A 2581-nucleotide genomic window follows, 5' to 3' on the forward strand; every position below is an offset into this window, starting at 1 on the left:
TCCCTCGCCTTTTCGCTCGGCGTAGTGGGGTTGGTCGGCACCGGAGGGATGGGAGCGGCATTCGCCGCACCGAACGATTCAGACTCGTCATCGAGCTCATCTGAATCGTCGAACTCATCCCCCGGGTCGACGAACTCATCGACAGACTCGTCGTCGACGACGTCGTCGCCGGGGTCGACGACCACATCGTCGGGGTCGACGACCACCGGCACGGAGTCGGGCTCGTCGGGCAGTCCCTCCGGTTCGACCACCTCGGGTTCGGGCCCTGTCTCCACCGTGGGTTCAGATCCGTCGTCGACACGACCCGGCGAATCCTCGGTGAGCGGCGGCACGCAAAGTCCGTCCGACGGTTCGCAGAACACGGGAACCACCACCTCGGGATCGACCACCACGCCAGAGGACGCGAGCGACGACACCTCGACCGATTCTTTTGTGCCGGTGGATAATCCGGTGCTCACTCCCCCGGTCGTGACCGACGACGAGCAGGAACGGGATTCACGGAACCGCGGATCGGACCTGCAGGACCCGTCGGCAACTACGTCGCAGGACAACAACCCCGTCGTCACATTCGGCGCAACCGGCACTCAGTCAGGCGCGGACACCAGCGGCCTGGGCGCGACCGACCTCACGGTCTCGGGCAGTGGCACAGACGTCGCGACGATCACCGATCCGAACACAGTCACCCTGGTCGTCGACCTGCCGCCGGCAGCAGACTCCGGCGATCCCGTGCCCTCGCTGACCGCGATCGATCTGAATTCCGGTCTACTCACCGACGTCGACTTGTCGACCAATGGACCCATCGCACCACCGCTGCCCGGGGTCATGCTGGGCTCGCTCGATCTGATGCGCCGCGATCTCGAGCAGATGTTCGCCCCACTGAACGACGACACGGGGCCGATGCTTCTGACCGCCGAGTCGACACCTGAACCGCCACCGCCGTCCTGGTTGTTACCCATCGACCTAGAGACGACTGCCTCGTCGGAAGAACTGGCCGCGGCGTTCCACAGGAATCAGGGCAAGCGGATAACGGCCTTCAACGAGGCACAAGCCGAGCGCATCGAGAAGTTCAACGAACAGCTTGACGAGCAAGCCGCGGCGGATCCGCTGGGGGCGCTCGTCGGCAGCGCGGCATTCGTGGTCTCCGAACTCGTCAACACCGCAGCGGTCGTGGTGACGGAATTCGTCAACTACATCTCCTTCGCAGTCACGAACTTCATCCATGGCTTGTCGGAGTGGTTCGCCGCTCCGGAGCACTTCCGCGGGGTCTCAGGCGATCCGACGACGAATCAGCAGTACTTCCGTGCGCAGTCGTCGCAGAACTGTGTCCTGATGGCGACGGCGATGGTCATCGGCCAACTGACGGGAAATCTGCCAACCGAAGACGCAATCGTCGCCGAAGCGGTGGCCACCGACAGCGTTGCAAACCCGGGCCAGAAGATGTACCAGGGCCTGCAGAGCCAAGACGGTGTCGACATCAAAGATGCCGTCAAACTCATGGAGAACCATGGCATTACGGCCACGCTCACGAGTTATGACAAAGCGGAGGGCGCATTTGCGCTGAGGGCGGTGGCGTTTGCGCTGGAAGCAAACAAGGCGGTGTCGGTCGGCCTTCACGGCGGCACCATTTGGGCTGACTTCGAGAGCAACCCGCTGCCCGACGGCGTTTCCGCTTCAGACCATCAGGTGATGGTCACCGGCATCGACTGGGACACAAGACACGTCTACCTCAACGACAGCGGATTCGGCGAAGACGACAACGGGGTCAACAGGGGTAAGAACATGAAGGTTTCGCTGGACGCCTTCATGAAGGCGTGGCAGACCGACAGTTACGAAACCATCATCGCGGAGCTCGCGCCGGTGCCGGGACCGGCATCGAACAACATCTCGGGCGTCCTCGTCAGCGTCACATAGAGACAGCTGATCCCCGGTCCCCCCGCGTCCTGGCTCGCGGGGGGATCGGTGTTTCAGCCGCCATTCCGGCCGCCCGAGATCCAGGACGACATCTTCGGTGTCGAATATCTCTGACGTTCGCTAACTCTGTCGACAGGGGGCGGCCGCCTGCACGTTGAGCTTGACGAATGTCGTCTAAACAGATGAACTAAAAGATTTCCTGTGGGCTTTCTGCCTAACGCCTGCGTTAATAGTGGCGAGCCGCGGTGCGGCCGCCAAATCAACTCAAGGGGAAACAGTATGAAGAGGACGATTGCTGCCGCAGCGCTGGCCGCGGGTGCGTTGCTGACGCTCGGGCTGGGTGTGGCCCAGGCCGACGAGGTTCAGGTGGAGGGCAACTACGCCACGCTCGAGGCCTGCCAGGCAGACGGCCCAGCGGTCGAGATCGCGCGCAACGACGCCGACTACACACATTGGGATTGCCGGCCCGGTGACGACGGCCTGTTCTACCTGTTCCTGAGCAACTGACGTTTCGCACCGATTAAAAGGCAATTGACCATTCGCGCTGGTCAGGGGTCCAGTGCCGCACTCGGAGAATAAGTGAATTCACAAAAGCAGGCGCTGCGGATTGGATCCCTCGCCTTTTCGCTCGGCGTAGTGGGGTTGGTCGGCACCGGAGGGATGGGAGCGG

3 protein-coding genes are annotated in these 2581 nt (G+C 62.7%); 2 read left to right on the forward strand and 1 reads right to left on the reverse strand.

Translation table 11 applies throughout. From position 1 onward, the window contains the following. Positions 1–458, reverse strand: a 458-nt coding sequence (locus tag AB4Z42_RS28275) for a hypothetical protein (RefSeq protein WP_442012559.1), incomplete at its 3' end; no start/stop codon positions are given. Here AB4Z42_RS28275 and AB4Z42_RS28280 point away from each other — a divergent pair. Next, a complete protein-coding gene (locus tag AB4Z42_RS28280; RefSeq protein WP_442012560.1) occupies positions 451–1911 on the forward strand; it encodes a hypothetical protein in 1461 nt (486 codons plus the stop codon). The genes AB4Z42_RS28275 and AB4Z42_RS28280 overlap by 8 nt on opposite strands. Before the next feature lie 279 nt (positions 1912–2190). Next, entirely contained in the window at positions 2191–2418 is a 228-nt protein-coding gene (locus AB4Z42_RS28285; RefSeq protein WP_442011539.1) for a hypothetical protein, read from the forward strand. Positions 2419–2581 lie beyond the last annotated feature (163 nt).

The organism is Mycobacterium sp. 2YAF39, from assembly GCF_052114565.1.
Classification (GTDB): Bacteria; Actinomycetota; Actinomycetes; order Mycobacteriales; family Mycobacteriaceae; genus Mycobacterium.

Bases quoted from the DNA above. Each gene is read 5' to 3' on its own strand.
- AB4Z42_RS28285 (WP_442011539.1), top strand. From the start codon at position 2,191: ATGAAGAGGACGATTGCTGCCGCAGCGCTGGCCGCGGGTGCGTTGCTG.